At 70.1% G+C, this 26381-nt stretch carries 26 protein-coding genes; 9 read left to right on the top strand and 17 right to left on the bottom strand.

Annotated features, from left to right (window positions below; genetic code table 11):
- Positions 1-120: 120 nt before the first annotated feature.
- From flhB to H5395_RS01935, 8 genes are read right to left on the bottom strand one after another with little or no spacing between them, the layout of a single operon-like run.
- The gene (gene flhB, locus H5395_RS01970; RefSeq protein WP_182790811.1) at positions 121-1230 is read right to left on the bottom strand and encodes a flagellar type III secretion system protein FlhB; all 1110 of its coding nucleotides are present in this window, start codon (positions 1228-1230) and stop codon (positions 121-123) included.
- Positions 1227-1964, bottom strand: a complete 738-nt coding sequence (locus H5395_RS01965) for a flagellar biosynthetic protein FliR (RefSeq protein ID WP_182790810.1) — start codon at positions 1962-1964, stop codon at positions 1227-1229. The genes flhB and H5395_RS01965 overlap by 4 nt, the downstream gene beginning before the upstream one ends.
- On the bottom strand, positions 1964-4042 hold the full coding sequence (locus H5395_RS01960; RefSeq protein ID WP_182790809.1) for a flagellar biosynthesis protein FlhA: 2079 nt from the start codon (positions 4040-4042) through the stop codon (positions 1964-1966). Before H5395_RS01960 ends, H5395_RS01965 begins: the two co-directional genes overlap by 1 nt.
- Positions 4039-4296 (bottom strand): hypothetical protein, encoded by a 258-nt coding sequence (locus H5395_RS01955; RefSeq protein ID WP_182790808.1) that lies wholly within the window; start codon positions 4294-4296, stop codon positions 4039-4041. The genes H5395_RS01960 and H5395_RS01955 overlap by 4 nt, the downstream gene beginning before the upstream one ends.
- Entirely contained in the window at positions 4293-5159 is an 867-nt protein-coding gene (gene motA / locus H5395_RS01950) for a flagellar motor stator protein MotA (RefSeq protein WP_182790807.1), read from the bottom strand. The genes H5395_RS01955 and motA overlap by 4 nt, the downstream gene beginning before the upstream one ends.
- A 5-nt stretch (positions 5160-5164) precedes the next feature.
- Positions 5165-5704 (bottom strand): MotE family protein, encoded by a 540-nt coding sequence (locus H5395_RS01945; RefSeq protein WP_182790806.1) that lies wholly within the window; start codon positions 5702-5704, stop codon positions 5165-5167.
- Positions 5697-6023 (bottom strand): hypothetical protein, encoded by a 327-nt coding sequence (locus H5395_RS01940; RefSeq protein WP_234450724.1) that lies wholly within the window; start codon positions 6021-6023, stop codon positions 5697-5699. The genes H5395_RS01945 and H5395_RS01940 overlap by 8 nt, the downstream gene beginning before the upstream one ends.
- 8 nt (positions 6024-6031) lie before the next feature.
- On the bottom strand, positions 6032-6511 hold the full coding sequence (locus H5395_RS01935) for a flagellar basal body-associated FliL family protein (protein ID WP_182790804.1): 480 nt from the start codon (positions 6509-6511) through the stop codon (positions 6032-6034).
- A gap of 115 nt (positions 6512-6626) precedes the next feature.
- Between H5395_RS01935 and fliF the strand changes: the two genes are divergently transcribed.
- The 4 genes from fliF to fliP all read left to right on the top strand — a co-directional run bounded on the left by fliF (position 6627) and on the right by fliP (position 10282).
- The gene (gene fliF / locus H5395_RS01930; RefSeq protein ID WP_182790803.1) at positions 6627-8189 is read left to right on the top strand and encodes a flagellar basal-body MS-ring/collar protein FliF; all 1563 of its coding nucleotides are present in this window, start codon (positions 6627-6629) and stop codon (positions 8187-8189) included.
- Entirely contained in the window at positions 8186-8746 is a 561-nt protein-coding gene (locus H5395_RS01925; protein WP_182790802.1) for a hypothetical protein, read from the top strand. The genes fliF and H5395_RS01925 overlap by 4 nt, the downstream gene beginning before the upstream one ends.
- A 1-nt stretch (position 8747) precedes the next feature.
- A complete protein-coding gene (locus H5395_RS01920; protein ID WP_182790801.1) occupies positions 8748-8996 on the top strand; it encodes a FliM/FliN family flagellar motor C-terminal domain-containing protein in 249 nt (82 codons plus the stop codon).
- Between the two features lie 587 nt (positions 8997-9583).
- Positions 9584-10282 (top strand): flagellar type III secretion system pore protein FliP, encoded by a 699-nt coding sequence (fliP, locus tag H5395_RS01915; protein WP_234450723.1) that lies wholly within the window; start codon positions 9584-9586, stop codon positions 10280-10282.
- A 572-nt stretch (positions 10283-10854) separates the two neighbouring features.
- Here fliP and H5395_RS01910 read toward each other — a convergent pair.
- Positions 10855-11814, bottom strand: coding sequence for an acetyl-CoA carboxylase carboxyltransferase subunit alpha (locus H5395_RS01910; protein ID WP_182790799.1), 960 nt, complete (start codon positions 11812-11814; stop codon positions 10855-10857).
- Positions 11815-11941: 127 nt separating this feature from the next.
- On the opposite strand from H5395_RS01910, the gene H5395_RS01905 reads away from it, so the two are divergent.
- Positions 11942-12244 carry a YciI family protein gene (locus H5395_RS01905; protein WP_182790798.1) on the top strand — a complete coding sequence of 101 codons (303 nt, stop codon included), beginning with the start codon at positions 11942-11944 and terminating at the stop codon, positions 12242-12244.
- Here the strand turns inward: H5395_RS01905 and H5395_RS01900 are convergent.
- The 6 genes from H5395_RS01900 to H5395_RS01875 all read right to left on the bottom strand — a co-directional run bounded on the left by H5395_RS01900 (position 12241) and on the right by H5395_RS01875 (position 19487).
- Positions 12241-12678: a molybdenum cofactor biosynthesis protein MoaE gene (locus H5395_RS01900; protein WP_182790797.1), complete on the bottom strand. Its 438-nt coding sequence runs from the start codon at positions 12676-12678 to the stop codon at positions 12241-12243. The genes H5395_RS01905 and H5395_RS01900 overlap by 4 nt on opposite strands.
- Positions 12678-12923: a molybdopterin converting factor subunit 1 gene (gene moaD, locus H5395_RS01895; RefSeq protein ID WP_182790869.1), complete on the bottom strand. Its 246-nt coding sequence runs from the start codon at positions 12921-12923 to the stop codon at positions 12678-12680. Before moaD ends, H5395_RS01900 begins: the two co-directional genes overlap by 1 nt.
- Positions 12924-12925: 2 nt before the next feature.
- On the bottom strand, positions 12926-13546 hold the full coding sequence (gene pgsA, locus H5395_RS01890) for a CDP-diacylglycerol--glycerol-3-phosphate 3-phosphatidyltransferase (RefSeq protein ID WP_182790796.1): 621 nt from the start codon (positions 13544-13546) through the stop codon (positions 12926-12928).
- A gap of 46 nt (positions 13547-13592) precedes the next feature.
- A complete protein-coding gene (locus H5395_RS01885; RefSeq protein ID WP_182790795.1) occupies positions 13593-14789 on the bottom strand; it encodes a YcjF family protein in 1197 nt (398 codons plus the stop codon).
- A gap of 48 nt (positions 14790-14837) precedes the next feature.
- The gene (locus H5395_RS01880; RefSeq protein WP_182790794.1) at positions 14838-16217 is read right to left on the bottom strand and encodes a YcjX family protein; all 1380 of its coding nucleotides are present in this window, start codon (positions 16215-16217) and stop codon (positions 14838-14840) included.
- Positions 16218-16316: 99 nt separating this feature from the next.
- The gene (locus H5395_RS01875) at positions 16317-19487 is read right to left on the bottom strand and encodes a helicase-related protein (protein ID WP_182790793.1); all 3171 of its coding nucleotides are present in this window, start codon (positions 19485-19487) and stop codon (positions 16317-16319) included.
- Positions 19488-19620: 133 nt separating this feature from the next.
- Here H5395_RS01875 and hrpB point away from each other — a divergent pair, with 133 nt between their 5' ends.
- Entirely contained in the window at positions 19621-22029 is a 2409-nt protein-coding gene (hrpB, locus tag H5395_RS01870; RefSeq protein ID WP_182790792.1) for an ATP-dependent helicase HrpB, read from the top strand.
- Between the two features lie 80 nt (positions 22030-22109).
- Here the strand turns inward: hrpB and H5395_RS01865 are convergent, their stop codons facing one another.
- On the bottom strand, positions 22110-22712 hold the full coding sequence (locus tag H5395_RS01865; protein WP_182790791.1) for a murein L,D-transpeptidase family protein: 603 nt from the start codon (positions 22710-22712) through the stop codon (positions 22110-22112).
- Positions 22713-22723: 11 nt separating this feature from the next.
- The gene (locus H5395_RS01860) at positions 22724-23938 is read right to left on the bottom strand and encodes a MalY/PatB family protein (protein ID WP_182790790.1); all 1215 of its coding nucleotides are present in this window, start codon (positions 23936-23938) and stop codon (positions 22724-22726) included.
- 76 nt (positions 23939-24014) lie between these two features.
- On the opposite strand from H5395_RS01860, the gene def (H5395_RS01855) reads away from it, so the two are divergent.
- The 3 genes from def (H5395_RS01855) to fmt all read left to right on the top strand — a co-directional run bounded on the left by def (H5395_RS01855) (position 24015) and on the right by fmt (position 26053).
- The gene (gene def / locus H5395_RS01855) at positions 24015-24533 is read left to right on the top strand and encodes a peptide deformylase (RefSeq protein ID WP_182790789.1); all 519 of its coding nucleotides are present in this window, start codon (positions 24015-24017) and stop codon (positions 24531-24533) included.
- Positions 24534-25034, top strand: coding sequence for a peptide deformylase (gene def, locus H5395_RS01850; RefSeq protein WP_182790788.1), 501 nt, complete (start codon positions 24534-24536; stop codon positions 25032-25034).
- 125 nt (positions 25035-25159) lie between these two features.
- Positions 25160-26053, top strand: coding sequence for a methionyl-tRNA formyltransferase (fmt, locus tag H5395_RS01845; RefSeq protein ID WP_182790787.1), 894 nt, complete (start codon positions 25160-25162; stop codon positions 26051-26053).
- Positions 26054-26381 lie beyond the last annotated feature (328 nt).

Below are 26381 nucleotides of genomic sequence, written 5' to 3'. Positions count from 1 at the left end.
CCGTAGGGGACAAAGACAGGGCCGGTGCTGACGAAATGCCGTCAGTGATCCGCGAGGCCCGCATGGGCGCGGCGTTGTGCCTGCAGCGCGGCACAGGGCGGTGCCATGCGGCAAGGCCAGTCATGTCGCGGCCCCTTCCAGATCGCCCTCGTATCCCCGGCGCGCCTTGGCGCGCATCGCTTCGGCAAAACGGATGGCCGCGGCGACGGCGCCGAACTGGACATGGGTGATCTCGTCCCCGATCCCGAGCGTCGCGTGCAGCGCGCGCGCGCAGGGGGGATCGGACCAGACGGGGACCTTGTGGTCGCGGGCACGCTGGCGGATGCGGGCGGCGACTTCGTCCACGCCCTTGGCAAGACAGACAGGCGCCCGGCCGCTGCCCCGTTTCCATTCCAGCGCGACCGCATAATGGGTGGGGTTCACGATCACCACATCCGCCCGCTCAACATCCGCCAGCATCGAGCCGAGCGCGAGATCGACTGCCTTCTGCCGCCGCGCCGCCTTGAGATGGGGGTCGCCCTCGCTGTCCTTGTGCTCGTCCTCGACCTCTTTCCGGGTCATCCGGTTGCGGCGGCGAAAATCGAAATGCTTCCACAGAAGGTCGACGCCCGCGAAGACCAGCGCCACCGCCAGCGCCAGGATCAGCACCTGCCGGATCAGGATCGGCAACGCCTGGGTCCAGGCGGTCGCGCCCATGCGGGCGGCCTGCGCGATCGTCTCGCCCAGCGTGGCAAACAGCAGCGCGCCCCCTGCGGCGACGCCGCCCAGCTTGGCAAGCGAAATTGCAAAGGTCACAAGCCCGTTCCTGCCGAACTTCTGGGCCGCATTCCTGAATGGGTCCACGCGCTTGAGATCGGGGGCCAGCCGTGAGGGCGTGAAGACCAGCCCGCGCTGGATCACCAGCCCCGCCAGGACCAGCCCCGCCAGGACCAGCGCCGCCGGGACCAGAACCGTGCCGAGGACCGCGGCGACAGACAGCAGCCCCAGCGACCGGGCCAGGGCGTCGGAGCTTTCGGGCAGGGGTTCCCCGCCCAGGGCCCGCTGGGCCAGGCCGAGCCATGCGGGGATGACGGTCGCACCGGCCAGAATGAAGGCGCCAAGAAAGCCCAGATAGGCCAGCGCGGTCGTCGCCTCGGCCGAGCGCGGAATGTCGCCCTTTTCGCGCGCGCGGCGAAGCTTCTGCTCGCTCGGCTCGTGCTGGCGGTCGTCCTTGTCCTCGTCACCGCTCATCGCAGGTCCGGCAGTTCAAGCGACAGCACGTCCCCGGCCCAGATCGACAGCAGGCCCGGCATCAGCAGCGCCAGCGCCGCAAGCGCCAGCAGGATCGCGGCAGGGGCGGCCACGAAGACCACCGGCATCGCGGGCATCACGCGGGCAACCACGCCCGAGAGCAACTGGAACAGCAGGCCGCCGAGGATGAAGGGCGAGGCGAGCAGCAGCGCCAGCGTGAAGCTGTGGACAACCAGCATCGGGAACGCGGGCCAGAGCGCCCCGATCTCGGGCCAGAGTCCCGGCGGCTTCACCGCGAAGCTGTCAGTCAGAACCTGGCAGATCATCACCGGCAGGCCCATGGCCATCAGGACCGCCAGCCCCGCCATGTGCATGAGGTTGCCGACCGGATGCGGCGGCATGTCGTCCGAGATCCCCAGCAGCGCCGACATCGAGGCGCTTTGGGCCAGCGCCGTCGAGGCCACGTCCAGTGCCATCGCCACCACCCGGACCATCAGGCCCAGAACCAGCCCCGACACGATCTCGGCGGCCATGAGCGCCGCGAGTTGCAGGGGCGCAGGCGGCGGCATGGGCCGGGCGGCGCCGGCGTAAAGCGGCGTCAGTGCCATCGCCGCGGCGACCCGGACCCGAATCGGCAGGAACCGTTCTCCGATGCCCGGCATCGCCAGCAGGCAAGCCTGGATGCGGGCATAGACCAGCAGAAGCGGCGTCAGCCAGAGAAGGAGGTCAGGCATCACGGCTCGATCGTGCCGACCAGCCGGATGCGGGCCTGCGGATCGACCTCGTCGATGCCGAGAACCGGCCAGGACAGCCCCGCGCTCTTCGCCATCGCGCGGATCAACCGGCGGCGGTGGTCAGGGACGACCAGCGCAGGCTGCGCCTCGGGCGGCAGGCCGGATGCGGCAAGGCGCAGCTTTTCCGTCAGGCGCTGGATCAGCGGCGGCGTGATCGCCCCGGCGGTGCGGCCGGGTTCTGACTCGGCGCGCAGGAACTCGGATTCCCAGCCCGGATGCAACTGCATGACGTCAAGCTGCCCATCCGGGTCGGCCAGCGCCCCGGTGATCTGGCCGCGCAGGCGGCGGCGGACGAACTCGGCCGCGATCTCGGGGTCGGGCGAGCGGCTTTCGTGGATGCCTTCCACGATCAGCGCGAGGTTGCGGATCGAGATGCGGTCATCGAGCAGCAGGCGCAGCACTGCGAGCAGTTGCTCGGGGGCGACCTTGTCGGGGATCATGCTGTCGAAGACGCGCTGGTAGGCCTGTGCCCGCGTTTCATCCGACAGCGAGCGCAGTTCCTGCATCAGCCGCTGCAGCGAACCGAGCGTCAGCAGCGCCGGCATCTGCGACTTGACGGTTTCCATCAAGTGGGTGGACAGCACCTCCATTGGCGTCACCACGCTGGCACCGGAAATGGCGGCCTCGTCCTGGCGGGCGGGGTCGATCCAGCGGGCGGGGCTGTCATAGACAGGCTCGCGCGTGCGTTCGCCGGGAATATGGGCCAGCAGTTCCTCGGACCCCAGAGCGAGGATCTGGTGGGGGTTCAGCCGCCCGCGCGCCCGCACGACGCCGTGGATGCGGATGACATATTCGCCCGGCGCGCTGCTGAGGGCGTCGGTGATCCGCACCTCGGGCAGGATGATGCCGAAGCTGCGGGCAATGTGGATGCGCAGGTTGTTGATGCGCCCGCTGAGGCCCCGCGTCGGGTCCAGCGCCGCCGCGATCAGGTCGGCGCCGATTTCCACGCAGATCTCGTCGGTATCCAGCACGTCGCCGATGCGCGGCCGGGCCGCCGCCGCAGGGGCCGTGTCCTTCGCCTCCTCTGACGCGGCGGATGGGCGGGTGGCGTTGCGCCAAGCGAACCATGCGGCCACCCCGGCGATGGCCAGGAAGATCAGCGTCGGCATCCCCGGCACGAAGGCCAGCACCGCCATGCCTCCGGCGGCGATCGCGGGCGCGTGCCAGCCTTGCGCGATCTGTTGCGATAGAAGATCCGCCGTCGACTCGGTTGAGCCGCCGCGCGACAACAGCAGCGCCGCCGCCATCGAGGTGATGAGCGCCGGAACCTGCGTCACCAGCCCGTCGCCGATGGTCAGTTGTGAATAGGTGGACAGCGCTTCGCCCGCCGGCATCCCGTGAGAGATCAGCCCGACGCCAAGGCCCACGAAGAAGTTGACGGCGGTGATCAGCAGCCCGGCGATGGCATCGCCCTTGACGAACTTCGACGCGCCGTCGAGCGAGCCGTAGAAGCTGATTTCCCGCTGGTCCTGCGCCCGGCGGCGCTTGGCTTCGTCATGGGTGATCGCGCCCGAGTTCAGGTCGCCGTCGATCGCAAGCTGCTTGCCGGGCAGCGAATCGAGCGCGAAGCGGGCGGAGACCTCGGCCATCCGCCCCGAGCCCTTGGTGATGACCATGAAGTTCACGATCGAGATGACGGCGAAGACCGTGATCCCGACCATCAGCGAGCCGCCTGCGACGAATTGCGCGAATCCGCTGATGACCTCGCCCGCCGCATCCGGGCCGGTGTGGCCTTCGGTCAGGATCAGCCGGGTCGAGGAGACGTTCAAGGACAGCCGGATCAGAAGCGAGATCAGCAGCATCACCGGGAAGGCCTGGAAGTCGGTGGGCTTGTGGACGACACTCGCCATCACGAGGATCAGCATCGAGGTGGCGATTGACAGCGCGATGCCCACGTCCAAGAGCGCGGCCGGGATAGGGATGACCATCGACATCACCACCAGCACCAGCGCGCCAGTGATGATGAGCGGCCTTGCCGAGGCCGACAGGCTCTCGCTTGCCGGCGCGACCGCGGTCATGGCTTGTCCCCGGCCGGGCCTGCGGGGGCGATGACCCAGTCCACCGGCATCACCACGTCGGCCAGAAATCCCGCCCGGCGCAGATGGACGATGACCAGCAGCCGCTGGTCTGGCGGCAGGGCCTGCAGATGGACGGGGAAGTCCGGCGCAAGCTCCTCTCCGGCCAGCAGCCGTCCGGTGGCGTCGTCGATGAAGGCGCTCGCGGCGGGGCTGAGCGCTTGGGCGGCGGCAAGGGCAAGGGCCACCAGCATCACGCCGCCTTCCTCATCTCGCGCAGGGCGGTCTCGACCTCGGTGAAGCTGGGGCGCAGATGCTCTGGCGCGGCCTGGCGGCCGACCTCGACGCAGAGGTTGGTGGCATGCTGGTGCAGCCCCGCAATTAGAACCGACTTGATGACCTCGTAGAAGGCGAGGTCCTGCTTCATCACCGCGGCCAGCCGCTGCGCCAGGGGCGCGACCAGCCCGTAGGCGAGGAACACGCCGAGGAAGGTGCCGACCAGCGCGCCGCCGATCATGCCCCCCAGCACCTCGGGCGGCTGGTCGATCGAGGACATGGTCTTGATGACCCCCAGCACCGCCGCGACGATCCCCAGCGCCGGCAGGGCGTCGGCCATGTTCTGCAGCGCATGGGGGACATGCATCGCCTCTTCCTTCATCAGGTTGAGCCGCCGCGTCAGCATGTCCTCGACCTGGTAGGGGTCGTCGTAGTTGAGGCTGGCCGAACGCATCGTGTCGGCGATCAGCGAGACGGCATCCTCGTCCTTCAGGATGTTCGGATAGGCCTGGAAGATCGGGGAGTCCTCGGGCGCCTCGATGTGCTGCTCCAGTTCAAGCGGGTTGGCGCGGGCGATCTTGAGAAGCTGGAACAGCAGGCACAGCATCTGCGTGTTGTCGGCCTCGTGCCAGCGCGCGCCCTTGAAGGCGCGGATGATGCCGGGGACCGTGTGCTTGAGGACGGCGCTATCGTTCGACAGCAGGTACGACCCCACCGCCGCGCCGCCGATCATCATCATCTCGAAGGGCAGCGAATGGGTGATGACCGCCATCTTGCCGCCGGCGAGGATATAGCCGCCGAAGACCATGGCGAAGGTCAGGACAATGCCGATGATGCCGAACATGGGCTTCAGTCTCCGGTCGGGCGGGGGGCGCCCATGTGGGCGGTCAGGATCGCGGCATGGCCGGGGTCGATCTGGGCGATGATGCGCGCGCCGGCGTCGGGCTGGACGCGCGTCAGGATCTCGGCCGCGAAATCGGGGGGGAGGGCCGCGAGGATCGTCGCCGCCTCGGCGGGCTTCATCGCGTCATAGACGGCGATCAGCCGCTCGATCCCTTCGGTCCGGCCTGCCTCCTGCCCGGCGCGCGCATTGCCCAGCGCGCCCTTGGCCTTCTTCAGCGCGGCCAGGCGCGTGGTGATCTGTGCCTCGGCCGCCGCCAGTTCCCGCTTGCGGCGTTCCAGATCGGCAAGCGCCCGGTCCACCGCGATCCCCCGCAACCGCAGCGTTTCAGCCAGCGCCACCGCCTCGGGCACGTCGGTGCAGCCGTCGAGCAGCGGCGTAGCGGCCGCCTCGGCGGAAAGCGCGCGGGCGAGCCGGTCCCCTTGCGCGATGGCGAGGCCGGCGACAAGGGCGACCGCGCCGCCCATCCAGAACAGGCGATCAGGCATCCTCGGCCTCCTTCATGCGGCGGCGCCGGACAGGTCGGCGCGGCGCCAGCGGCGGCATGAACTGCTGCTGCAGCGCCCAGTAGGCGCGTTCGGACCTGGCCTTCTCGATCTCGCGCGCGAGCCCGTCCGAGGCGGTGGTCGCCCCCACCTGCGCCGCCGCCAGTGCCGCTTCCAGCCGGGCGATCTCAGCCGCCATCACGGCGATGGCGCCGCCGAGGCCGGTTTCGAGGTCGTTGAGCTTGCGCAGCCGCCGCGCGAGCAGGTGGCAGTAGCCCGCCACCGCCAGCGCGGCCATGACCAGCGCGGCCTGAAGGATCATGGGAATCGTCATTGGATGCGGAACTCGGTGATGAGAAGGTCGCGGACCGCGGCCTCGCCCAGGATGAAGCCGGTGCGGGTGGCGAGTTCGCCGCGCACGATTTCCAGGATGCCGCGGCGGCTGAAGGCACTGGCGTCGATCTGCGACAGGAAGCCGTTATAGCTGTCCAAGATGCGCGGCATCAGCAGCCGCGCCTGATCCAGCCCGGTCGGCTCGACCTCGATGATGACCGACAGCGCCAGCGTCTGCGTGCGCTCGCCGGGGATGGTCAGCACGATCCGCGGCACGTCGAGGAAGGTGGCCGCAGGGGCGGCGGATGCGGCTTCGGTCGCAGGCTCGGCAGGTCCCAGCAGCGATAGCGGCGACCAGAGGCCGGTGAGTGTCGTCCCCAGTCCGGCCGCGAGCGCCAGCATCGGCAGCGCCAACGGCAGCAGCCGGCGCAACAGCGGCCTGGCCGGGGTCTCGGGCGATGCGCTGATGTCGGTCATCTGATTCTCCGTCCTGTGGGACCGGATTAACAGCCATGGGCTAACCGATTCTTAATGGCCGCCATGCCATGACGATTGCCGTCGGACCGAGAACGATTCGAAAGGGTATCGCGGGATGCAGAAGCTTGCCGAATACTGGGGCGAACGCAGCAGCAGCCAGAAGCAGCTGATCGCGGCGGCGTTCCTGCTGACCTTCCTTGCCGTCGGGGCCTTCGCCTTGCTGGCCAACCGGACGCCGATGGCGCTGCTTTATTCCGGCCTCGACCTGGCGCGGGCGGGCGAGGTGATGGCGGAACTCGACAAGACCGGGGTGCCGTCCGAGATCCGGGGCGACGCGATCTGGGTTGATGCGGGCGAACGCGACCGGGTGCGCTTGGTGCTGGCGGGGATGGGGCTGCCCTCGGCAGGCGGGGCGGGCTACGAGATTCTGGACGGAATGTCGGGCTTCGGCACGACCTCGCAGATGTTCGACGCCGCCTACTGGCGGGCGAAGGAAGGTGAGCTGGCCCGCACGATCCTGACCGTGCCCGGCGTCAAGGCGGCGCGGGTCCATATCGCGGCCCCCGCCACGCGCGGCTATCGCCGCGACGCGGGCGGAGCGGCCTCGGTGACGGTGACGATGGGCGTAGGCAGCTTGGACGCCAAGCAGGCGCGATCCTTGCAGTTTCTGCTGTCCTCGGCGGTGCCGGGGCTTGACCCCGAGCGGGTGAAGGTCATCGACAGTGCCCGAGGCATCGTCTCGACCGGAGAGGAAACCGTCGCCGCCGACCGTGCCGCCGAGATGAAGCGCAACGTGGAACGCATCCTCGAACCGCATGTCGGCCCCGGAAACGCCATCGTGGAATTGAATCTCGACCTCGTGACCGAGACCGAGCAGCTTTCGGAACAGACCTTCGATCCGAACGGCCGCGCCCTTGTCTCGCAGGAGAACGAGGAGACCACCGACCAGTCCACCAACAGCGAACAGGGGGCGGTCACGGCCTCGTCGAACCTGCCGGAAGGCACGGGCGCGCAGGGCGAGCAGAGCCGCTCTACAAGCTCGGAGACGCGGCAGCGGCAGAACTATGAGGTGAGTCGGGTCACGCGCGAGATCCTGCGCGAGCCCGGCGCCACCCGGCGGCTGACGGTGGCGGTGCTGGTGAACGGCACGCCACAGCGCGTGGCCGACGGGAGCGAAGCCATCCTGCCCCGCAGCGAGGTCGAGCTTGAGGCGCTGCGCGAACTCGTGGCCTCGGCGGTGGGCTTTGACGAGGAACGGGGCGACGTCATCACCGTCAAGTCGCTGCCCTTCTCGGTCATGGGAACAGACGGCACGCTGGCCGAGCCGGGCGGCATCATTTCGCGGCTGGCGCTGAACGATCTCGCACGGCTGGCCCTGATCGGGTTCTTCGCGCTGGCGGTCGCGATGGTGGTGATGCGGCCGATCCTGCGGTCGCGGGCGGTGCAAGCGCAACTGGACAACTCGGGCGCGGCCTCGGGCGAGATCCTGCCCCCTGCATCTGCGGCACTGGCGGCCGAAGCCGTGCCGGCCCTTGTCCCGGTATCCGCCGATCTTGACGTGATGCCGCCTGCGGCCCTTGCCGATCCTGTGGCACGCCTGCGCGAACTGATGCGCGAGCGGCGCGAGGAAAGCGTCCGCATCCTGTCCGGCTGGATCGCCCAGAAGGAAGAGACATGATGGGCGCGGTGCTGCAACTCGAGCGTTTCGACCGCGAGCCGGTCGAGCCTTTGCCCGCCGTCTTTGCGCAAACCGATCTGGACGCTGCCTTTGCACGCGGGCTGGACGAGGGCCGAGGGCTGACCGAGGCCCGGCAGGTGGCTGCGCTGTGTGACGCAGTTGATGGTCTTTCCCGGCGGCTTGACGCCGAGCAGGCGGCGCGCGGCGCGGCCGGCGCAAGCGACGTGAGAAGGATCGCGCCGCTGATCGAGGCACTGCTGGACGCAGTCGTCCCGGCCGTCGCGCGCGCCCGGCTGCAGGGCGCGCTGCTGGAGGAGATGCTGAAGCTTTCCTCGGCCGTTCCGTCCCTGACTGCCCGCATCCGCTGCGGTCCCGATCTTGCGGCTTTCGCGGCCGCCTGCCTTTCCGCGACGGGGGCGGCGGGGATCGAGATCGACCCCACGGCGCCTGAAGGAACCGCCGAGGTTGAACTGCTGGGCGGCCGCATCGCCTGGGACATGGCGCAGATTGCCGCCGAGCTGCGCAAGCTCGTCAACGAAGTGACGGAGGTGGAGTGAGATGGAACCCGAACACAGCCTGATCCCGACCGAGCAGATCCAGATCGAGATCGCCATCCGCATCGGCCGCACCCGGCTGTCGGTGGCCGATCTGGCGCGACTGCAGGCCGACGACGTGCTGCCGCTTGAACAGGACACGGCGGATGGCGTCGAGATCTGCATCGGCGAGAAGGTGGTCGCGCGTGGCGAGTTGGTCGAACATGGCGGCGAGGGCCGCCTGGCCGTCCGCATCCTGGGTCCGGCGGCATGAGGCGAGGGCCTGGTCCGGGCATCGGCCGCGCTCGGCCTGCCGCAGACCGGCCGAGCGCAGGGCGGGAATGTCGCGCGCACCCGGCATGGCGGCGCCTTGGCGGGCAACTCCGGGCGCTGCGTCCTGCCATCGTCCATCTGCCGCTCTCCGCCCGCCGCCACTCTCTGCCACAGTCGAGCGGTCCGGGAACCGGACACCTCTGCCCTTCGCTTGCGGGCTGTGGCTGGCGAGTGCCGGCCCCTCGCCCTGTCCTTCGGCCCGAGGCAATGCTCTTTCGCTTGTGCCGACAGCCATGCGGGCGCGATCCGGATTTGCAGGCAGGCAAGACATGCAATGTCCTTCGCTGCTGTGGAGCGGCGCACGGGAACCTCCCGACACCGGGGGATGCTGCCGCCCCTCGTCGTCCGTGCGCGCCTGTTCCGGTGGCCTCCGGGTCGGGCAGCGTTGCCGGGCGTCCGCGTCGAGGCTCGGACATGGTGGATCGGCTGCAATACACGCGGCCGGTGCAGCCACGTCGTCGCGGTTTATCCGCGCGCGTTCGGCCCTTTGTCGGAGCTCTCGGGCTTGCAGTCCTTCCCGGCGCGGTGATGGCGCAGGGCCTGTCGGACCTTGCCGCCGGTGCCGCAAGCGGGGTCGGGCAGAACGCGGTGATCCTTGTCCTCGGACTCACGCTGTTGTCGCTCGCACCCGGCATCGCGATCATGGTGACCTGCTTTCCCTTCATCGTCACGGTGCTGTCGATCATGCGGCAGGCGATCGGGCTGCAGCAGTCGCCGCCCAACATGCTGATCGTCAGCCTCGCCATCTTTCTCAGCTGGTATGTCATGGACCCCGTGCTGCGGGATGCCTGGACCGCCGCCGGGGCGCCCCTGCAGCGGGGCGAGATCACGCTCGACACCGCCTTCGAGCGCGGGATCGAGCCGTTCCGCCGCTTCATGTCGGACCGCATCGACCCCGACACCATGGCCGCGCTTGCCGAGGTCGCGCCGCAACCCGAAGGCGCCCCGCCCTTGCCCGAGGCGTTTGACCCGCAGGTGGCGCCGCTGTCGCTGCTGGTGCCGTCCTTCATGCTGACCGAGATTCAGCGCGCCTTTGCGATCGGCTTCCTTGTCTCGCTGCCCTTTCTGATCATCGACCTGGTGGTGTCGGCGATCCTTATGTCGATGGGCATGATGATGGTGCCGCCCACGGTCGTGGCGCTGCCCTTCAAGCTGGCGTTTTTCGTGGCCGTGGACGGCTGGAGCCTGATTGCGGCGGCGCTGGTCCGGGGCTATCAGGGAGGATAAGCGTTTTCCCGAAGGCACGAGCCGACTTGCGCCTTCAAAAAGGGCATCCGGGGCGGAAAAAGGCCGCGCGAGTGCGCCCGGCAGGTCGTTGGCAGCTGCCGGGGCGCAGGATGTCAGGGAATCCGGATCTCAAGGGTGGATCGGGAACGCCGCCTGCCCGCGAAGCAGGGTACTCAGGGGATCGGCGGCGGTTAAAGGATAATGGCTCAGGCGAGCAAGGAGGCCCGTGCATGGCTGGGGAACGCAGTTCGCTATCCGCCAGACGCGCGAAACGGCCCGACAAGCGGCTACGGTAGAAGGTGACTTTCCTGTGGGGGTAGCCGCATCCGCGAGGAAAATCGGAAAAGCCTCGTCATCCGGCTGGATCATATGTGCCCCTGCCGTTCGCTCGACGCCGCCGGGGAAGCGTCGGCCGCTGTTGCAGGGATGCAGCCACAGGACGCCCGCGTTTGTTCTGGTCCGATGGCCTTTTGCAGCGGGCACTGGACATCCCGCCCCGGTCCTGGTGTGCCGCCGACGTCGTCGCCACTGTCGCAGTTGCAGGCGCAGTCCCCGGGCCGGGACCTTGCGGCTCAGGCCGCCAGACCCCGCGATCCCATGTCGAGGAATTTCTGCCGGCGGTCGCGGATCAGGTCGGCGGGCGACTTGCCCTGCAGGTCGCGCAGCAGGCGGGCGATCTCGTCGCCGACGGAACGGATCGTCTCGTCGGGTTCGCGCTGGGCGCCGCCCAAGGGTTCCGGGATGACGGCGTCAATCACGCCCAGCTTCTTGAGGTCCTGCGCGGTCAGCTTCAGCGCCTCGGCCGCCTCGCGCATCTTGTCGGCGTCCTTCCACAGGATCGAGGCGCAGCCCTCGGGCGAGATTACCGAATAGATGGAATGTTCCAGCATCGCCACCCGGTCCGCCGTGGCGAACGCCACCGCGCCGCCCGAGCCGCCCTCGCCGATCACCACGGAAACCAGCGGCACGCCGATCTGCAGGCATTTCTCGGTCGAACGCGCGATGGCCTCGGACTGCCCGCGTTCCTCGGCGCCCTTGCCGGGATAGGCGCCGGGGGTGTCCACCAGCGTGATGACCGGCAGGCGGAAGCGGTCGGCCATGTCCATCAGCCGGATCGCCTTGCGATAGCCCTCGGGCCGGGCCATGCCGAAGTTGCGGTGGATGCGCGAGCGGGTGTCGTTGCCCTTCTCGTGCCCGATCACCACCACCGCCTGATCGCGGAATCGTGCCAGGCCCCCCATCACCGCATGGTCGTCGCCAAAGGTGCGGTCGCCCGCCAGCGGCGTCCATTCGGTCAACAGCGCCTCGATGTAGTCGATGCAATGCGGCCGGTCGGGATGGCGCGCGACCAGCGTCTTCCGCCAGGGATCGAGGCTGCGGTAAAGTTCGCGCAGCAGGTCCTGCGCCTTGCGGTCCAGCGCTGCCGCCTCTTTCTCCAGATCGACGCCTTCGCCCTTGCGCGCGAGCGCCCTCAGCTCCTCGGCCTTGCCTTCCAGGTCGGATAGCGGCTTTTCGAACTCGAGATAGGTCATGCGCGGGCCTTTCGCTGATCGCCGCCTATATGCGGGGCAGGCCCGCAAATTGCAACGAAGCGCGGCCTTCCCGCGCTTGCCAGCAGGGCGTGTCAGGCGCGTCCTTGGAAAGCAGCCCGAGGTGCCCATGCCCGCGATCCTTCCGCGCCTGCATCCGCCCCGTCCCGATTTCCCCAACGCCGCAACCGCCGCCGAGGAGCAGGCGATGACGCGCCATGCCGCCTGGTGGCAGGAGCGGGCGGACGCAGGGCAGGCGGTCGCGGTCGGGCCGGTGCTGGACCCGGCCGGCGTCTGGGGCCTTGCCATCATCCGGGCCGAAAGCGAGGCGGTTGCCCTGAAGCTGGCCGAGGACGATCCGGCGATCGCCGCCGGTTTGGGCTTCCGCTATGCGGGGATGCAGATGGGCGGTCTGATCCTGCCGGGGATCTAGACCTGCCAGCGATCCAGAGCGGCCTCGTCCTCGTCCTTCGCGGCGACCCAGCCGCGTGAGCCGTCCGGGCCGATCTCGCGCTTCCAGAAGGGAGCGCGGGATTTCAGCCAGTCCATCAGGAAATCGGCGGCGTCGAAGGCCGCGCGCCGGTGAGGGGCGGCGGTGGCGACCATCATGATCGGCTCGCCAATGTGGATGCGGCCATGGCGGTGGACGACCAGAACGTCGGTCAGGGCGAAGCGGTCTGCGGCCGCCTGCGCGTGGTCGGACAGGGCGCGCTCGGTCATGCCGGGGTAATGCTCGATTTCCAGCGCCGTCAATCCGTTGTCGGCGCGCACGAGGCCGGTGAAGGTCACGACCGCGCCCGCACCCGCGCCGAAGCCGTCCGTCAGGGCGGCGGCGTCGAAGGGCTCCGCCTGGAGGAGGACGCGCATCAGCCGCCCGTCATCGGCGGGAAGAAGGCGACCTCGCGCGCTTTGCCCAAGGGCGCGTCCAGATTGGTCAGCGTCTGGTCCACCGCGACCCGCACGGCGCCGAGGTCGGACAGCGCCGCCGCGTGGCGGTCGCCGCGGGCGATCAGTTCCGCCACCAGCTCGCGCACGGTGGCGGCCGAGGTTTCCACCCGCTCGCGCGGCGCCCCGATGCGCTCGCGCAGCCAAGCGAAGTAAAGGACATCCAGCGTCATCGCACATCCCTCAGCCAAGGCCGGGCCTTCTGGAAATAGTCCCAGCCGGTGATCGCGGTCAGGATCGCGGCGATCCACATCAGGACCAGCCCCAGATGCGTCGCCAAGTCGGACCAGTCGCCGCGCCAGACCCGCCCTACGCCTACCCGTGGGGACAGGCCTCTTTCATAATAGTCGATGCCCGTTCCCAGGAACATGACGGCAATGGCGATCATCTGGGCTGTGGTCTTCCACTTGGCAAGGGGCGTGACCTTCAGCCGGCCGGCGTCCGCCCCCAGGAACTCGCGCAGGCCGGCGACGAAGACCTCGCGGAAGAGGATCACGGTCGCGGGCAGGATCAGCCAGGGGTTCATGCCGGAATAGCCGGTGATGACCACCAGCGCGATCACCACCATGGCCTTGTCCGCGATCGGGTCCATGGCCGCGCCGAAGCGGCTTTCCTGCTGCCAGCTTCGGGCGAGATGGCCGTCGATCCAGTCCGTCAGCGCCGCCAGGACGAACAGCGCCAGCGCCGCGAAATCGGCGAAGGGCCGGCTGAGGAACAGGAACATCAGCGGCACGGCCGGAGCCGCGAGCAGCCGCATCAGCGTCAGCAGGTTGGGCAGGTTCCATCTCATGGCGCGCAGGCTAGTGGCTTGCCGAGGCGGGCGGAAGAGCCTGCGGTCACTTCTTCGTTTTCCCGTCCGCCGAGTCCTCGCCGAACAGCCCCTTGAGGCCGCGGGCCATGAGGTTGCCGACCTTGGGCCTGCGCGCCTGGATGAAGGGCAGGGGGCGGCAGACCTCCATCGCGGCGATGCCGACGCGGGCAGTCAGCGCGCCGTTGACGACACCCTCGCCGAAGCGGCGGCTGAGCTTGGCAAGGATGCCGCCGCCCGCGACCGTGTGGATGAGGTCGTCGCCCGCCGCGACCGCGCCGGTGGCGATCAGGTGGGTGACGACGGTGCGGGCGAGCCGCCAGCCGCCCACGGCGCCTGCGCGGCCGCCATAGATCTCGGCCATGCGCCGGATCATCCGCAGGTTCGCGGCCAGCGCCGTCAGCACATCGGCCAGCGCCAGCGGGATCAGCGCGGTCGCCGCGGCGACGGTGCGGGCGGCGGCCTCGATCTCGCGCCGGGCAAGCTGGTCGAGGGGGGACAGCAGTTCGGCTTCGGCCATCGCCAGCAGCACCTCGGCGTCGAAGCTGTCGTTGCGGCGGCGGGTGACGTTCTGCCGCGCCCGCGCCATTTCGGGGCGGCGGGCATAAAGCGCATCGAGCTTGTCCAGCACCTTCTGCGCCTCTGTCAGGTCGCCGGCGGCAAGTGCCCGGCCCGAATCGCGGTGGATCTCGTCGATTCGGCCCAGCCGCGCCCAGGCGGCGTATTCGCGGATTGCCAAGGCCAGCGTCGCCAGCGTGAAGGCGGCAAACAGGCCCACGCCGATCCAGCCCAGCACCGGCGAGCGGGCCATCAGGTTGTCGAAGAACTCCAGCGCCGCCATGGACAGAAGGAATGTCAGCAGCGCCGCAAGCGTGTTCAGGAAGAAGCCTGTCACGCGGGAAGGCCGGCGGCCGACGATCCGCGTCACCAGTTCCATCGTGCGCGGGCGGGGCAGGGGAATGGTCAGCCCGTCGTCGATGGGCGGCGCATCGGCAGGCGAGGGGTCGGGAGGGGCGTCCTTGAGGCGAGGGGCACGGGCATCGCGGGGCGGCTCGCGCCGGGCGGAGGCGGGGGACTCTCTGGGCGATGCGAGGGTGGGACCGGGGTCCGGGGCCGGTTCGGTCGGCTCAGGGCGGGGCGCGGGTTCGTTGGGGGCGGATGATGCCGCGGGACCGTATTCGATCAGAACCGGGCCACGGCGCGGGGGCTGCGGGGCGTCAGCCATGGTGCTGCCTCCGCAGGGTCGGCATGGGTATCTGGGCCAGAAAGAAGCTCACAGCCGGTCTCCGATCAGAAATTCGGCGGCGCGGTCCAGCCGGATATGGGGCGGGCCGTCGCCGGGGCGGAGCGTGTCCGGGGCGGGGGCGAAGTTCATCACGGCATAGTCGGCGTCAAGCCAGCGATGCGCGCCCTCGGCGGCAGGGCGAAGGAGATCGACGGGGTTGTCGGGCAGCTCACCGGGGTAGAAGGCGGCCTTGCGGCCGTCCATCAGGGTGCCGCGGACGGCGGGCAGGTCCTGGCCGTCCTGGCGGATGATCTCCTCGGTCGTGGTGCGAAGGGCGGCGATGGCCAGCGAATCGGTCCGGGCGCCCTGAAAGTCGGCGCGGTCGCGGGCCTCGCGCAGCATCGCGGTCAGGATGTTCGACAGCCGCGCGTGCTGAAGGTGGTGCAGGTGGTCGGCCTTGGTCGCGGCGAACAGGATGCGTTCCACCCGCCGCGTGCCCAGAAGCTGCGCCAGCCAGCCGATGCGGCCGGGGCGGAAGGCCGACAGGATGTCGGCCATGGCGCGGCGGGTGTCCTCGACCGCCCGGGGGCCGGCGTGGATGGCGCCGAGGACATCCACCAGCACCACCTGCCGGTCGATGCGGGCGAAATGGTCGCGGAAAAAGGGCTTGACCACGCGCGACTTGTAGGCGTCGAAGCGGCGGCGGAACTCCTTGTAGAGCGGCGAGGACGCCAGCGTCTCGGGCAGGGGCGCGAAGGTCAGGGCGGGCGAGCCCTCCATTTCCCCCGGCAGCAGGAAGCGGCCCGGCGTGGTGTCGGAAAAGCCTGCGTCGCGGGCGGCGGCGAGATGGGTCGTGTAGGCGGCAGCCAGCCGCTGGGCCAGGGGCTCGGCAAAGCGGGCCCGCGCGTCGATGCCGCCCAGTTCGGCGTGGTAGCGGTCGGCGCCGGGGCGGTGCTCGATCCGTTCGAGCACCTCGGCGGACCACTGGGTGAAGCTGCGTTCCATCAGGCGCAGGTCCAGAAGCCACTCGCCGGGATAGTCCACGATGTCGAGATGGATGTTCTGCATCCCCCGAAGGCCCGACAGCAGCCCGCGCGGCTGGACCCGCAGCGACAGGCGCAACTGGCTGACAGCGCGGGTGCCCTCGGGCCAATGCGGATCGGGGCCGGTCAGCGCCGCAAGGTGGCGTTCGTAGTCGAAGCGCGGCACCGTGTCGTCGGGCTGCGGCTGCAGCCAGGCGGCGCGGATGGTGCCGTCAGCCGCGGCACGCAGGCCCGGCATCCGGCCCCGGTCCAGCAGGTTCGCCACCAGCGAGGTGATGAAAACGGTCTTCCCCGCCCGGCTGAGACCCGTGACGCCCAACCGGATGACCGGATCGGCCAGCCCCAGCCCGCGCATCAGGCTGCCAGTGGTGTCGGACAAGGCCATGCGGTCCCCCGTGGAATCAACGGCCTGTCAGATAGGCAGTCGCCGTCTCAACGACCAGAGCGGGCGTTGGGTTCAGGCAGGGGCGAAGGCGGCGCCCCTTCAGGCGGCCTGCGCCGGTTCCATATCCTCGCTGCTTTCCACGATCGCGGCCAGCAGCTCGGCGGTGCGGTCGAGCCTTTCGCGCGGGTCCTCGATCGCCTCGCGCAGAACGAGGCAGTCCTCCTGGCGCTCAAGGCCTTCCGCGTCCGGCGCCACTCCTTCGCGCGGGTAAAGGACGATGCCCGCCGGACCGGCGACGACGCGGGCAATGCCTGCCGCATGGGCGGCCTCGCGCAGGCGGACGATCTGCAGGAGGGTGCGGGCCTCGGGAGGGATATCGCCGAAGCGGTCCTCGAGTTCCGCTTCCAGCAGGTCCACGGCTTCCGAGGAATCCATGCGGGCAAGGCGCATATAGATTTCCAGCCGCGTATCCGGGTCGGCGATCCAGTTTTCCGGCAGCCGCCCCTGCAGGCCCGGTTGCAGGTTGGGAATCCATCGCTGGTCTGCGCCGCCCCGCGCCGACAGGGCGTCGGCCAGAAGCTGCTGGTAAAGCTCGATCCCGATCAGCTTCATGTGGCCCGCCTGTTCCTCGCCCAGCAGGTCGCCCGCCCCGCGCAGGTCGAGGTCGCGGGCGCTGATCTCGAAGCCCGCGCCCAGCCGGTTCAGCGTTTCCAGCGTCCGCAGCCGCTTGAGCGTCAGGTCCGGGATCGTCTTGCCGGCCTCGGTGAAGATCAGCATGTGGGCGCGCTGGTTGCCGCGCCCCACGCGGCCGCGCAACTGGTGCAGTTGCGACAGGCCGAAGCGGTCGGCCTTGCAGACGACCATGGTGTTGGCCTGCGGCACGTCCAGCCCCGCCTCGATGATGTTGGTGGCCAGAAGCACGTCGCCTTCGCCGCGGGCGAATCGGATCATGGCCTCGTCGATCTCGGCCGCGGGCAGCTTGCCATGGGCCTGCAGGATCTCGAAGCCGGGCAGAAGCTCGCGCAACTCGGCGGCCATCGGCTCCATGTCTTCGATCCGGGGGACGACGACGAAGCTTTGCCCGCGCCGGGCGCGTTCGCGCAGCAGGGCCGCGCGCAGGCTGGCCGCGTCGAAGGGCGCGACGGAGGTACGGATCGGCTGACGCCGCGCGGGCGGCGTGGCGATGACCGACAGTTCCTGCAGGCCCACCAGCGCCGATTGCAGCGTGCGCGGGATGGGCGTCGCGGTCAGGGTCAGGACATGGCCTGCGGACAGGTCGCGCAGCTTCTGCTTGTCGGCGGTGCCGAAGCGCTGCTCCTCGTCAATGATGACGAGGCCGAGGTCCTTGTAGGCCACCCCCTTGCCCGCGACCGCCCCTGTGCCGATCACGATGTCGATGGTGCCGTCCGCCAGCCCCTCCTTCACCGCCTTCCTTTCGGCGGCGGTGGACAGGCGATGCAGGGCGCCGACCCTTTTGCCCAAAGGGGCGAAGCGGCGCCCGAACGTCTCGACATGCTGGCGGGCCAACACGGTCGTCGGGGCGGCGACGGCCACCTGCCGGTCTTCCAGCACGACGATGGCGGCGGCGCGCAGCGCGACCTCGGTCTTGCCATAGCCCACGTCGCCGATCACCAGCCGGTCCATCGGGCGGCCGGAGGCGAGGTCGTCGCGCACCGCCTCGATCGCGCGGGCTTGGTCGGGCGTTTCCGTGAAGGCGAAGCCCGCGCCGAAGCGTTCGTAATCCGCCGGCTCGCCTTCCAGCACCGGGGCCTGCTGCCCCTTGCGCGCCTCGGCCAGTTCGGCAAGTCCTTTCGCGGTTTCCGCCACCGCAGCCTCGACCTCGTCCTTGCGCTTGCGCCAGCTCGACCCGTCCAGCCGGTCGAGCGTCACCGCCTCGGGCTCGGCCCCATAGCGCCAGATGCGGTGCGCCTGAAGGACCGGGACCAGCCGCACGCCGTCCGCCGCATAGGTCAGGCGGATCGCCTCGCCGGGGTCGCCCTCGCCCAGGTCGGGCAGGGGCTCGATGCCCGCGACCACGCCGATGCCGTGGTCCTCATGCACCACCACGTCGCCGATGCGGATGCCGACCTGGTCCAGCAGCGTCTGGCCCGTGGCGACGGCATCCTCGCGCAGGGCGCGGCTGCCCAGCAGGTCGGCGGCGGCGACGGCCAGTACGCCCTGACGCCGGAAGCCGCGCTCTGCGGGCATGGGAAGGGAAAGCAGGCTGCCCGGATCGGCCTGTATGACCTCCTCCCACGAATCGGCGGCGCGGATCGTGCGTTCCAGAAGCCTCGCCGCGCGGCGGGACAGGAAGCGCAGGTCGCGCTCGCTGCCCAACAGGACCAGCCGCTCGCCCGCATCGAAGGCGGCGTGGGCGGCGCGGGTGAAGGCGCGTTCGGGCGCGCGGCTTTCGACGAAGCGCGGGGCTGGGTCGCCCGCGCGGTCCAGGTCCAAGGTCTCGCCGCCCTCAATGGAAGCGGCCCAGGCGTCGTCGGGCAGCACGCGGCGCAGGGCTGCCGCACCGCCGATCTCGGCGGCCAGCTTCAGCACGTTGCGGCGGCGCTTGTCGGCGGCCGGCGAAAGCACCAGCCGCGCGCCGGGCAGGTGGTCGGGCAGGGCGCAGCGTGCGTCGCCCAGGGGCGGCTCGATCGCGGGCGCAATGGCGCAGGAGTCGACTTCGGACAGCGTTCTCTGATCGACGAGATCGTAAAGACTGATCCAGGCGACCTTGCCCTCGGCGACCTCGATCCGCACCGGATTTTCCGATTGCGCGGGGAAGACATCCAGCACCTGACCGCGCAAGGCAGTCTCGCCCGGCTCGTCCACGCGGTCGTCCTCGGCATAGCCCAAGGCCAGGATGGAATCGCGCAAGGAAGGCAGGTCGATGGCGGTGCCCACCGTCACCCTCAGCAGTTCGGCGGGAACCTCGGACGGCGCCGGCCAGGACAGCGCCAAAGCGTCTGCCGTCGTGATCAGGGCGGCGGGCCCGCCCTCGTGGCCGCGCAGCCGCGACAGCCCCGCGTTGCGCAGGCCGATATTGGCGGGCGAGGCGGGCGAGCTGTCCCCCGGCAGCGCGTCGCTTTCTGGCAGCAGGATCACCTGCGCGTCAGGCGCGGCGACGGCCAGCGCGCGGGCGACGGCGAGGGCATCGGTTTCCGTTTCGGCGGCGAAGATGATGTCGCCCTGCGGCAGCTGCTCGGCAAGGGCTGCAGCGCATTCGGCGTTTCCAAGGCGGCCGTCCGCGCGGCCGGTCTTTGGGGATCTGGGCATGATGGCTTTCGGGCGAAGGGTCGGAGGTCGGGCGTCCGGGACCTGGCCCGTCCGCGCCAGCGTCAACCAGCGGCGCGCATCCGGGTTCCCCGCGGGTTTGCACCGCCGCACGTTTTGCGCCACCACACGCGCCATGACCGACGCCCTTCCCATTGATGACGCAATTCCCGCTCTGCGCGAGGCGCTTGCGGACCATGGCCGCGCGGTGCTGGTGGCCCCGCCCGGCGCGGGCAAGACGACGCGGGTGCCGCTGGCGCTGCTCGATCTGTTCCCCGGCCGCATCGTGATGCTGGAACCCCGCCGCCTTGCCGCTCGCGCCGCGGCCGAGCGGATGGCCATGAGCTTGGGCGAGGCCGTGGGCGCGACCATCGGCTACCGCATCCGGGGAGAGTCGGTGCCCGGCGCGCGGATCGAGGTCGTGACCGAGGGCATCCTGACCCGCATGATCCAGTCCGATCCCGACCTGCCCGGCATCGGCTGCGTGATCTTCGACGAGTTCCACGAGCGCAGCCTGAACGCCGACCTCGGGTTGGCGCTGGTCTGGGAAAGCCGCGCGGCTTTGCGGCCCGATCTTTCCGTGCTGGTCATGTCCGCCACGCTGGAGGCGGAACCTGTCGCGGCGCTGCTGGACGCAGCACCTGTGGTGCGGTCACTGGGCCGGGCCTTTCCGGTGGAAACCCGCTGGCTCGGCCGGCCGCTGCCTGCGGGCGCCAGGCTGGTCCCCGAGGCCGCCCGGCTGATCGCCGAGGCCGAGGCCGAGACGCGCGACAGCGGCGGCACGATCCTGTGCTTCCTGCCCGGCGAGGGCGAGATCCGCCGCGTGGCCGCGATGCTGGACGGCCCTGCCGAGATCGTGCCGCTTTTCGGCGCGATGGAGTTGTCGGCCCAACGTGCCGCCCTCGCGCCTCCCGGCGACAGGCGGCGGATCGTGCTGGCGACCTCCATCGCGGAAACCTCGCTGACGATTCCGGGGGTGCGGGTGGTGGTGGATGCGGGGCGCGCGCGGCGGGCGCGCTTCGATCCCGGTTCCGGTATGACGCGGCTGGTGACGGAACGCGTGAGCCGCGCCGAGGCTGAGCAGCGCCGGGGCCGCGCAGGCCGGGTGGCGCCGGGCATCTGCTACCGGATGTGGACGCGGGCCGAGGAGGGCGCGCTGCCCGCCTTCGCCCCGCCCGAGATCGCCACCGCCGATCTGGCCGGGCTTGCCTTGGAATTGGCGGCATGGGGGTCCGGGGAGGGGCTCGCGTTCCTGACCCCTCCCCCCGCCGCCGCGCTCGCCGAGGCGCAGGCGCTGCTGAAGGATCTGGGCGCGCTGCGGGTGGGCCGCATCACCCCGCATGGCCGGGCGCTGGCCGCGCTTCCCTTGCATCCCCGGCTGGGTCACATGCTGCTGACGGCCGGGCGCGAGGCGGCGGAGCTTGCCGCGCTGATGGCCGAGCACGACCCGGTCCGGGGCGCCCCCGCCGACCTTGCCCTGCGGCTTCAGGCCATCCGCGATCCCCGCGCCTATGCCGAGCGCCACCCTTGGCCCGCCGACCGCGGCGCGGTCGAGCGCATCCGCGCGGAAGGCCGCCGCCTGCGTCGCCTTGCGCCCAAGGTCCCGGTGATGAGCCTCGGCAAGATGGCGGCGCTTGCATACCCTGATCGGATCGGCTTGCGCCGCAAGGGGGATGCGCAGCGCTATGTGCTGTCAGGAGGCAAGGGAGCGGTGCTGGCCGAGAACGATCCGCTGGGGGCGAACCAGTTGATCGTGGCAACCGACCTCAACGGCGACGCCCGCGAGGCGCGAGTGCGGATGGCGGCCGCGCTGGACGAGGCGGACCTGCGGGCGCTTTACGGCGACCGGATCGAGGCGGTGGAACTGGTCGAATGGTCCCGCCGCGAGGGCCGGGTGCTGGCCCGCCGGCAGGAGCGGCTGGGGGCGCTGGTCCTCTCCGACCGGGCGCTGGATGACCCCGATCCCGAGGCAGTGGCGCTTGCGGCATGGGAGGGGCTGCGCGACCTCGGCCTGCCCTGGACGCCCTCGGCGCGCCGGCTGCGGGCGCGGATCGCGCTGGTGGCGGATATGCCCGAGATCAGCGACGCGGCGCTGCTGTCCGACCCCGGCTGGCTGCTGCCGTGGCTGGGCAAGGCGCGCACGGCGTCCGACTTGCGGGCGCTGGACCTGACCGAGCCGCTGAAGGCGCTGATCGGCTGGGGCGGCCAGCGGCGGCTGGACGAGGCCGCGCCGGCGGCGTTTACCACGCCGCTGGGCCGCCGCATTCCCATCGACTACGACGCCGAGACGCCGACCATCGAGGCGCGGCTGCAGGAACTGTTTGGAGTCACCCGCCACCCTATGGCGGGCGGCCGCCCCCTGCGCATCCAGATGCTGTCGCCGGGCGGCAAGCCCATCGCGGTGACGACCGACCTGCCGGGCTTCTGGGCTGGGGGCTATGCCGATGTCCGCAAGGATATGCGCGGCCGCTATCCGCGCCATCCCTGGCCCGAGGACCCCATGACGGCCGACCCGACGGTGCGCGCCAAGCCGAGGGGGACGTGAAAGAGGGGGCTTTGCCCCCGCCGCACTGCGCGCGGCTCCCCCAGGATATTTGGGCAAAGAAGAAAGACCATCCGAGTGGCTCATGGCCTGATCTCGACCTCGATGCCGAGGGAGCTATGGGCGAAAAGCTCGCGAATTTCCGGGTTGGTGACGGCGATGCAGCCGGCGGTCCAGTCGCCCTTGACCCTGAAGCCTTCCTCCACCTGATTCGGCTGGCCGTGGATCATGATGTCGCCGCCCGGATCGACGCCTTGCGCTTGGGCGCGGGTGCGGTCCTCGGGGCGGGGGTAGTCCAGCCCCAGCGACAGGGTGAAGCTGCTGCGGTCGTTCAGGCGGTCCACCTTGAAAATACCCTCGGGGGTCTTGCCGTCGCCTTGTTTCACCTTGTCGCCCGTGGGCGCGAAGCCGAGGGCGATGGGCATCACGCGCGGGTTGCCATCGCGCTGGAAGATGGTCATGCGGCGGGCGGATTTCTCGACCAGAATGCGCTGAACCGGGCTGGTGATCGCCGGCGCGGGTTGGGGGATGCGGATGTCCGGCAATCGCGGCGGGCGCGGGATCGGGATGTTCGTGGTCGGCGGCGGCACTGGCAGCGGCAGGGTTGGCGGCAACGGCACCGGCAGGGGGATCCCGCCGGTCCAGGCGAGCCACCCGGCCAGAGCCACCGCCCCCAGCGCGGCCATGCGCAGCGGCCTCATTGCAGGTCGGCGAAGGCCTCGCGCAGGCGGGATGCCGCCTCGGCCACCCGCGCGCGGGGCGTGGCGAGGTTGAAGCGCATGTGACCCGCGCCGCCCAGGCCGAAGCTTTCGCCGTGGTTGGCTGCGATCCGCGCGCCCTGTTCAACGCGGCGGTGGATTTCCGCGGGCTCCATCCCGGTGCCGGTGAAGTCCACCCAAGCGAGATAGGTCGCCTGCAGGGGCATGGACCGGATGCCGGGAATGGCGTTCACGGCCTCGTCGAAGATGCGGCCGTTGCCGGCGATGTAGTCCACCACCGAGTCCACCCAGGCCGCGCCCTCGGGCGAGTAGGCCGCCGTCACCATCTGTAGGCCGAAAAGCCCGGGCGAGATGCCCAGTGCCATCATCCGCGCCTTGTAGCGGTCCCGCAGCGTCTCATCGGCGATGATGGCATTGCCCAGATGCGCGCCTGCGATGTTGAAGGTCTTGGTTGCCGCCGTCAGCGTCACCAGGCGGTCGGCGATCTCGGGAGCGGCCAAGGCCGTGACCGTGTGGCGTGGAGTGCCGGGCAGGACGAGGTCGTGGTGGATCTCGTCCGACACGAGGATCAGGTCGCGGGCGCGGCAGAATTCGGCGATCTCGCGCAGTTCCTCGGGCGACCAGACCCGGCCGCCGGGGTTGTGGGGCGAGCAGAGGATCAGCATCCGCTCGCGGCCGGTCAGAATTGCCTTCCAGCCATCCCAGTCCAGCGCATACTGGCCGTCGCGGACAGCCAGCGGCAGTTCCGTCACCGTGCGCCCGGCAGCTTTGATGACGCGGGCGAAGGCGTGGTAGACGGGCGTCATCAGCACCACCGCATCGCCTGTTTCGGTGAAGGCATCCACCGCCAGCGCCGTGCCGTTGACGAGGCCGTGGACGGAGAGAATATGATCCCGTTCCACCTGCCAGCCGTGGCGGGTACGCATCCACCAGCGGATCGCGTCGAGATAGGGCTGGTTCACGCCGGGATAGCCGTAGACGCCGTGGGCGACGGTTTCTTCCAGCGCCCGGCGGACGCCGGCAGGCGCGGCGAAGTCCATGTCGGCGACCCACATCGGCAGGGCGTCGGGCGCGTCCAGCCCGAAGACCGTGCCCATGTCGTCCCACTTGTTGCACATCGTCCCCCGCCGCTCGATGGGCGTGTCGAAGTCGGGGGCGAAGTCGGGGTCGGCGAAGCGGTCGGGTCTGTTCATGGGGGTCTCCTGTCACGCGCGCCCGACCATAGCGGCTTGTTGCGCGGCGGGAAGCCTTGTCCTATGTGCGAATGCCATGACGCGCCCCATCCTTCTGTTCCCCGATCCCCGGCTGAAGAAGCCCTGCGACCCCGTGGGCCTGATCACGCCCGAGATCGAGGCCCTGGCCGGTGACATGCTGGCCACCATGTATGCCGCGCCGGGCGTGGGCCTGGCCGCGCCGCAGGTGGGCGTGCTGAGCCGCCTGTTCGTCATGGACTGCACCAAGGACGCGCAGGCGCCCCGCGCGCCGCTGGTGATGGTGGACCCCGAGATCGTTTTCACCTCGGAAGCGCTGAACACCTATGAGGAGGGCTGCCTGTCCTTCCCCGAGCAATATGCCGATGTCACGCGCCCGGCCGAGGTGCGGATGCGCTGGACGGGCCTGGACGGAAAAAGCCACGAGCGGGACTTCGACGGGCTCTGGGCGACCTGCGCGCAGCACGAGTTGGATCATCTGAACGGCAAGCTCTTCATCGACCATATCGGCCCGATGAAGCGGCAGATGATCTCGCGCCGCATGACCAAGATGAAGCGCGAGATGGCGCGGGCCTGAATGGCGGTCCGGTCCTTCGTCCCCTATGCCGACCGGCGGCTGCATACCGCCGCCGCGCCCGTCGAGGCGGTCACGGACGAGATCCGGGCGATCTGGGACGACATGATCGACACGATGGAGGCGATGCCGGGCCTGGGCCTTGCGGCGCCGCAGGTGGGCGTGATGCTGCGGCTGGCGGTCGTGGATGCCTCGGAGGGGCGGGGGCAGGCGGTGCGGATGGCGAATCCGCAGATCCTGCACGCCTCGGTGAAGCTGCGGTCGCACGAGGAGGCCTCGCCCAACCTGCCCGGCGTCTCGGCGGTGATCGAACGGCCGCGGGCGGTGACGGTGCGGTTTCTCAACGAAGGCGGAGAGGTCGAGGAGCGGGACTTCGTGGGCCTGTGGGCGACAAGCGTGCAGCACCAGATCGACCATCTGGACGGGCGGGTCTATGTGGACCGCCTGTCGGCGCTGAAGCGGCGGATGCTGGTGGCGAAATCGGCGAAGCTGGCGCGCAGGTAGAGGCGCCGGACCGGGGCGCTGTCCCACTCGCCGCTGCCTTTTTCGCTGACAACAGTCTGCCGGACTGTTTTCCGGGCGCTCAAAAGCTCAGGATATTTCACGAAGAAGAAAGAGGGGAGCGGGTGATGCGCGTCGTGTTCATGGGGACACCCGATTTCTCGGTTCCTGCGCTGCAGGCGATCGCCGCGCGGCACGAGGTGGTCTGCGTTTACTCTCAGCCGCCGCGGGCGGCGGGGCGGGGGCAGAAGCCCCGGCCCTCGCCGGTGCAGGCAGCGGCCGACGCCTTGGGCATCCCGGTGCGGAGTCCGGTGCGGCTGAAGGGGACCGAGGAGCAGGCGGAGTTCGCGGCGCTGGGCGCGGATGTGGCGGTGGTGGTGGCCTATGGGCTGATCCTGCCGCAGCCGCTGCTGGATGCGCCACGGCTCGGGTGCCTGAACATTCATGCCTCGCTGCTGCCGCGCTGGCGGGGGGCGGCGCCGATACATCGGGCAGTGATGGCGGGGGATGCGGAAACCGGCGTCGCTATCATGCAGATGGAGGCGGGGCTGGATACCGGCCCGGTGCTGGCCGAGGCGAAGACGCCCATCGGACCTGAGGAGACCACGGCCGACCTGCACGACCGGCTCTCGCAGATGGGCGCGGCGCTGATCGTCGATGTGCTGGACCGCCTGCCGCTGCCCGCCGTGCCACAGGCCGAGGATGGCGTGACCTACGCCGCCAAGATCGACAAGGCCGAGGCGCGGATCGACTGGACCCGGCCTGCGGCTCAGGTGGACCGGCTGATCCGGGGCCTGTCGCCCTTTCCCGGCGCCTGGTGCATGGCAGGCGGCGAGCGGCTGAAGCTGCTGCGCGCGCGGCTAGCCGAGGGGCAGGGCCCGCCGGGCAAGGTGCTGGGTGGGTTCACCATCGCCTGCGGCACAGGCGCGGTCGAGATCACCGAACTCCAGCGCGAGGGCAAGCGGCCGATGCCCGCCGCCGAGGCGCTGCGGGGGATGGTGCTGCCGGCGCGGCTGGAATGAAGGTCGGCGCCCGATCGGAGGTCCGCCGATGGAACCTTGCTCGGCAGCCCGGACCTGCGACGAGGGAACAAGGCTTCCGGCCTCGGACTTGATGGCAGGTTTCCGTTCCGGTGGGAACGCTGCCTGGCTATGCGCCCATGGTCCTTTGACAAGTCGGGCATGACTTTCACCCTGTGTCCAGCGCAGGGCCTTGCGCCCATGAGGGACAGCCCGCCCTGTCGCATCGCTTGAGCCGACGAGCCCCTGTCTTGCCGAGAGGAAAGGCCCGAGGCCGCTCGTTCGGGCGATGATGTCTCCTTTTGCCAGCAGGCCGGGCAGGGTTGCAGAT

Source organism: Paracoccus sp. MC1854, from assembly GCF_014164635.1.
Taxonomy (GTDB): Bacteria; Pseudomonadota; Alphaproteobacteria; order Rhodobacterales; family Rhodobacteraceae; genus Paracoccus.
This window is presented reverse-complemented; position numbering and strand designations above follow the sequence as displayed.

Bases quoted from the DNA above. Each gene is read 5' to 3' on its own strand.
- flhB (WP_182790811.1), bottom strand. From the start codon at position 1,230: ATGAGCGGTGACGAGGACAAGGACGACCGCCAGCACGAGCCGAGCGAG.
- H5395_RS01965 (WP_182790810.1), bottom strand. From the start codon at position 1,964: ATGCCTGACCTCCTTCTCTGGCTGACGCCGCTTCTGCTGGTCTATGCC.
- H5395_RS01960 (WP_182790809.1), bottom strand. From the start codon at position 4,042: ATGACCGCGGTCGCGCCGGCAAGCGAGAGCCTGTCGGCCTCGGCAAGG.
- motA (WP_182790807.1), bottom strand. From the start codon at position 5,159: ATGTTCGGCATCATCGGCATTGTCCTGACCTTCGCCATGGTCTTCGGC.
- H5395_RS01945 (WP_182790806.1), bottom strand. From the start codon at position 5,704: ATGCCTGATCGCCTGTTCTGGATGGGCGGCGCGGTCGCCCTTGTCGCC.
- H5395_RS01940 (WP_234450724.1), bottom strand. From the start codon at position 6,023: ATGATCCTTCAGGCCGCGCTGGTCATGGCCGCGCTGGCGGTGGCGGGC.
- H5395_RS01935 (WP_182790804.1), bottom strand. From the start codon at position 6,511: ATGACCGACATCAGCGCATCGCCCGAGACCCCGGCCAGGCCGCTGTTG.
- fliF (WP_182790803.1), top strand. From the start codon at position 6,627: ATGCAGAAGCTTGCCGAATACTGGGGCGAACGCAGCAGCAGCCAGAAG.
- H5395_RS01925 (WP_182790802.1), top strand. From the start codon at position 8,186: ATGATGGGCGCGGTGCTGCAACTCGAGCGTTTCGACCGCGAGCCGGTC.
- H5395_RS01920 (WP_182790801.1), top strand. From the start codon at position 8,748: ATGGAACCCGAACACAGCCTGATCCCGACCGAGCAGATCCAGATCGAG.
- fliP (WP_234450723.1), top strand. From the start codon at position 9,584: ATGGCGCAGGGCCTGTCGGACCTTGCCGCCGGTGCCGCAAGCGGGGTC.
- H5395_RS01910 (WP_182790799.1), bottom strand. From the start codon at position 11,814: ATGACCTATCTCGAGTTCGAAAAGCCGCTATCCGACCTGGAAGGCAAG.
- H5395_RS01905 (WP_182790798.1), top strand. From the start codon at position 11,942: ATGCCCGCGATCCTTCCGCGCCTGCATCCGCCCCGTCCCGATTTCCCC.
- H5395_RS01900 (WP_182790797.1), bottom strand. From the start codon at position 12,678: ATGCGCGTCCTCCTCCAGGCGGAGCCCTTCGACGCCGCCGCCCTGACG.
- pgsA (WP_182790796.1), bottom strand. From the start codon at position 13,546: ATGAGATGGAACCTGCCCAACCTGCTGACGCTGATGCGGCTGCTCGCG.
- H5395_RS01885 (WP_182790795.1), bottom strand. From the start codon at position 14,789: ATGGCTGACGCCCCGCAGCCCCCGCGCCGTGGCCCGGTTCTGATCGAA.
- H5395_RS01880 (WP_182790794.1), bottom strand. From the start codon at position 16,217: ATGGCCTTGTCCGACACCACTGGCAGCCTGATGCGCGGGCTGGGGCTG.
- H5395_RS01875 (WP_182790793.1), bottom strand. From the start codon at position 19,487: ATGCCCAGATCCCCAAAGACCGGCCGCGCGGACGGCCGCCTTGGAAAC.
- hrpB (WP_182790792.1), top strand. From the start codon at position 19,621: ATGACCGACGCCCTTCCCATTGATGACGCAATTCCCGCTCTGCGCGAG.
- H5395_RS01865 (WP_182790791.1), bottom strand. From the start codon at position 22,712: ATGGCCGCGCTGGGGGCGGTGGCTCTGGCCGGGTGGCTCGCCTGGACC.
- H5395_RS01860 (WP_182790790.1), bottom strand. From the start codon at position 23,938: ATGAACAGACCCGACCGCTTCGCCGACCCCGACTTCGCCCCCGACTTC.
- def (WP_182790789.1), top strand. From the start codon at position 24,015: ATGACGCGCCCCATCCTTCTGTTCCCCGATCCCCGGCTGAAGAAGCCC.
- def (WP_182790788.1), top strand. From the start codon at position 24,534: ATGGCGGTCCGGTCCTTCGTCCCCTATGCCGACCGGCGGCTGCATACC.
- fmt (WP_182790787.1), top strand. From the start codon at position 25,160: ATGCGCGTCGTGTTCATGGGGACACCCGATTTCTCGGTTCCTGCGCTG.